This is a genomic window from Streptomyces sp. NPDC002265, from assembly GCF_040296125.1.
Classification (GTDB): domain Bacteria; phylum Actinomycetota; class Actinomycetes; order Streptomycetales; family Streptomycetaceae; genus Streptomyces.
The window spans coordinates 1-4,335 of record NZ_JBEOWS010000540.1; the positions used below are offsets into that span (position 1 = coordinate 1).

The 4,335-nt window shown below is 72.0% G+C and carries 3 protein-coding genes; all 3 read left to right on the forward strand.

Annotation, left to right across the window (positions count from 1 at the left end; all coding sequences use genetic code 11):
* Positions 1–1,927, forward strand: a 1,927-nt coding sequence (locus tag ABT085_RS44345; RefSeq protein WP_351622317.1) for a calcium-binding protein, incomplete at its 5' end; no start/stop codon positions are given.
* A gap of 152 nt (positions 1,928–2,079) precedes the next feature.
* Complete coding sequence (locus ABT085_RS44350) at positions 2,080–3,597, forward strand: hypothetical protein (protein ID WP_351622320.1); 1,518 nt, start codon at positions 2,080–2,082, stop codon at positions 3,595–3,597.
* A gap of 74 nt (positions 3,598–3,671) precedes the next feature.
* Positions 3,672–4,211 carry a GNAT family N-acetyltransferase gene (locus ABT085_RS44355; RefSeq protein WP_351622323.1) on the forward strand — a complete coding sequence of 180 codons (540 nt, stop codon included), beginning with the start codon at positions 3,672–3,674 and terminating at the stop codon, positions 4,209–4,211.
* Positions 4,212–4,335: the final 124 nt, after the last annotated feature.

Consider the following 4,335-nt stretch of genomic DNA (forward strand, 5'->3'; position numbering starts at 1 on the left):
CCCGGGGGGGGCGGCCGCGGCCCCGGGCGGCCTGGACACCACCTTCAGCGGTGACGGCAAGGTGGTCACCGACATCGCCGACGACGATCACGCGGAGGACGTGGCAGTACAGCCCGACGGAAAGATCGTCTCCGTCGGCTCCTCCGTCGACGAAGCGGTGACGGAGAGCCGCTTCGCACTGACCCGCCACAACCCCGACGGCACCCCGGACACCGGCTTCGGCACCGGCGGCACGGTGACGACCGCCATCAACAACATGGGCCCGAGCCTGCAATGGGGCGAGGCGCACGCCGTGGCCTTGCAGGCCGACGGCAAGATCGTCGTGGTGGGCAGCACCTGGCGGGAGTACGACGACTGCTGCTGGTTCGTGGTCGCCCGCTACAACCCCGACGGAACCCTGGACAACACCTTCAGCGGCGACGGCCGGGTCTTCGCCGACTTCAACAGCCCCACCGAGGCCCAGGACGTGGCCATCGACTCCAGCGGCAGGATCGTCGCGGCCGGCTACTTCGGCGGGGAGATGGCGGTGCTGCGCCTCAGGAGCGACGGCACCCCGGACACCACGTTCGGGGGCGACGGCACGGTGACCGCCAATCCGGCGGGGCCGGTCCCGCAGGAAGGCGGTCTGGGCCGGGCCCTGGCACTGCAGCCCGACGGCAAGATCCTGGTCGGAGGCGAGGTCGGCTCGACCCGCTTCGACTTCGCGCTGATGCGCTTCAACACCGACGGCAGCCTCGACACGGGCTTCGACGGCGACGGCATCGTCCGCACCGACCTGGGCGACTACGACTCCGTGGAAGGGCTCGCGGTCCAGCCGGACGGAAGGATCGTCGCCGCCGGCGGCAGCGGCTCCCGGTTCGCTCTGGCCCGTTACCTCCCCAACGGCGCCCTGGACACGAGCTTCAACCGGAACGGCACGGTGCTCACCCCCGGCGGCACGGCGGCAGACGTCAAGGTGCAGCCGGGAGACGGCCGGATCGTCGTCGCCGGAAACAACGGGCCCGGCGGCGACTTCGCCGTCGTGCGCTACAACCCCGACGGCAGCCAGGACACCGGCTTCGGCAACGGGGGCCTCGCGACGGCGGACTTCGGCGGCACCGACGCTGCCAACGGCATGGCCCTCCAGGCGGACGGAAGAATCGTCGCGGCCGGCGGGGGCGGACCCGACAGCGACTTCACCCTGGCGCGCTTCGAGGGCGGCGGCACCACCCCGCCGCCGTCCGGCGTGGATCTGGCGGTGACGAAGTCCGGTCCCACCACGGTCAGCATCGGTGACCGTGCCACCTACACCGTGCGCGTGACCAACAACAGCACCACGACCTCCGCGACCAACGTCTCCCTGTCCGACGCCCTCAGCGGCGTCGCCGTCTCGGTCGTCTCCGCGACCACCGGCTCGGGCACCTGCACCACCACCGCCACCTCCGCGAACTGCTCCCTCGGCACCCTCGCCCCGGGGGCGGTCGCCACGGTGACCGTCGCCGCCGAACCGCGGGCCACCGGCACGCTCACCGACCGAGCCACCGTCACCGCCACCCAGGGCGACCCGAGCTCCGGCAACAACACCGCCACGGCGACGACCGCGGTCGACAACGCCCGTGGCTGCACCCGCATCGGCACCAGCGGCAACGACACCATCACCGGCTCCAGCGGCAACGACGTGATCTGCGCCCTGGGCGGCGACGACACCGTCAACGCCGGCAGCGGCAACGACACCGTGCACGGCGGTTACGGCAACGACCGCATCGACGGCGGCACCGGCAACGACACCCTCACCGCGGGCCCCGGCAACGACACCCTGACCGGCAACACCGGCACCGACAACCTCAACACCGTCGACAACGTCTCCGGCAACGACACCGCCAACGGCGGCCTCAACACCGACACTTGCACGACGGACCCGGGCGACTTCCGCATCAGCTGCCCCTGATCCACCCCGTAACCCCACGACCAGGGCCCCGCACAACGTGCGGGGCCCACGCCGTGTACGGGACCCGTCCGGTGACCGGGCACCCCACCGACAACGCGCGGGCGTCAGGAAAATCCCGAACTCGTCCGCCACGCTCCAGGCAGGATGCCTGCGTGCATCACATCCTGAGCGGGCTCGCCGCCAATCCCGCCCTGTCGTCCGAGCTGGTCGACCGGCTGATATCCATCGCGGACGAGGACCTCGCCACGGAACTCGCCCGTCGCGCGGACCTCAGCCGCGCGCAGGCGGTCGCGTTGGCCGGGCGTATCGACGCGAGCGCGGTGCACCTCGCGTACGAGGGTCGGCTGACCGCCGCGGACATCGACCCCTCGATCCGGCCGGATGCCGCCCTCGCCCTGCTCGACCAGGGCGTCGAACGTCCCGAGTGGGCACGCCTCCTTGCTGCCGACCCGGTCCGTGAGCGCCGGGAGAAGCTGGCAGCATGTCCCGGTCTCCCGTCCGACGTGGTGGACACGCTCGCGACGGACCCTGATGTACGTGTCGTCGCCGAACTCGCTTTGTGGACCACCCCGGATGTGGCCGCGAGGCTCGCGGCGCATCCGCACGCCCAGGTCCGCCGCGCGGTGGCGTCCAACGAGGCGACACCCCCGGCCGCACTGGCCGCACTGGTGACCGGGGAAGGACTCCCCGCGGCACGACGCTGTCTGGTCTGCGACCGCGAGGAGACCCCCTTCCTGCACGATCCGCAATGCCCTCGCCCGGACTGCGATCTCCGGCCGGGCGCCTCCTGCGACGGCTCCCACGAGTCCACCGTCCACGACATTCGGCAAGCGGCACTCCACAACCCTGCCACCCCCGTCGAAGCCCTTCTCGGCTTCGTGGACCATCCGTCGATGCTGTTGCGCTGGGCGCTCGCCGGCCGCCCGGACCTGCCCCCGCAAGCCTGCACACGGCTCGCCTCGGACCCCGTTCCCGGCATCCGCGCCGACCTTGCCGAAAATCCCGCGATCGACGATCACCTGATCCGCGCACTGGCCCACGACCCGGACTCCATCGTGCGCCGCGGGCTCGCACACCATCCCCGAGTGCCGCTCGACGTGCTCACCCGCTTGGCCGCAACCACCAGGATCAGCGGCGCCCTTCTCCCCCGTATCGCCGCCGCCTCCGTCGCCGAGGTCGAAGAGCTGGCCATGTCACCGGACCCGGCCGCCCGCACGCTCGTGGCCCAACGACGCGATCTGCCAACCGAGATACGCGACCGGCTGGCCGACGACCCCGACGCGAAGGTGCTCAAGGCCCTCGCTCCTCACCCCGGCCTCACCGACGCGCAGTTGCGCGCCATGGTCGACCGACACGGCGTCCGTGTCCTGGCCAAGGTGGCGACCAATCCGGACGCGCTCCCGGCGCTGCTGGAGGACCTGGTCCGTCACGAACCCGCGGTGCAGAAGGTGTTCCGTGAGGTTGCCCGACACCGCGGGGCGACGGCCGCCGCACTGCTCGTCTGCCTGGCGGACGAACGGGCCAGACCCGTAGCCGCCCGCCACCCCGCACTCCCGCCATCGGTCGTCGCAGAGCTGCTCACCGACGCGGACCGGCAGGTGGCGAAAGCGGCAGCGGCCAACCCGTCCCTGCCGCCTGCCGTCATGCTGGAGCTGGTGTGCCGACAGTAGGCACCCCACCCGGCAAGCCGGGGAGAGCCGCGGCCGGCGGTTTCCGGGGCTTCTCGGGTTGCTAGTCTGCGCGCATGTCCGACCTGGGGTCCGTCGCCTGGCCGCCTGTGCCGATCAAGACCGAGAGACTTGTGCTCCGTGCGCCCGAGGCCCGGGACCGTGCGGCGTTCGTCGAGCTGCTGGCGTCGCCGGAGGTGCACACCTACCTCGGCGGTCCCCGCCCTCGTGCCGAGCTCGAACGCGAGCTGCCCCGGGTGCCCGAGCGGTGGCCGGGGAGTTTCGTCGTCGATCTCGACGGGGCGATGATCGGCCAGATCCTGCTCAGGAGAGCGACGGAGCACCGCCGCCCGGCTGCCGCGGGGAAGGCCGACCTCGGCTACCTCTTCCTGCCGCGGGCGTGGGGTTCCGGGTATGCCGCCGAGGCGTGTGCGGCGGCGCTCGGCTGGTTCGACGAGGTCTTCCCCGGCGAGCCGGTGGTGCTCACCACCCAGAGCGCCAACCTCGGCTCGATGCGCCTCGCGGCAAAGCTGGGGTTCACCGAGGTGGAGCGGTTCCGCGCTTGGGACGCCGAGCAGTGGCTCGGGCTGCGGCCCGCGGTCGCGCCGTCCACTTGAGCCCGAGGCCGCCAGGTCGGTTACCCCCCTGGGGTGAGAACCCCGGGGGGTAACCGACCCGACGCGCGGCGGCCCCCCGCCGCAGGTACCAGATCGGAAAAGGGTCGGGTATGGAAAGAGTGTG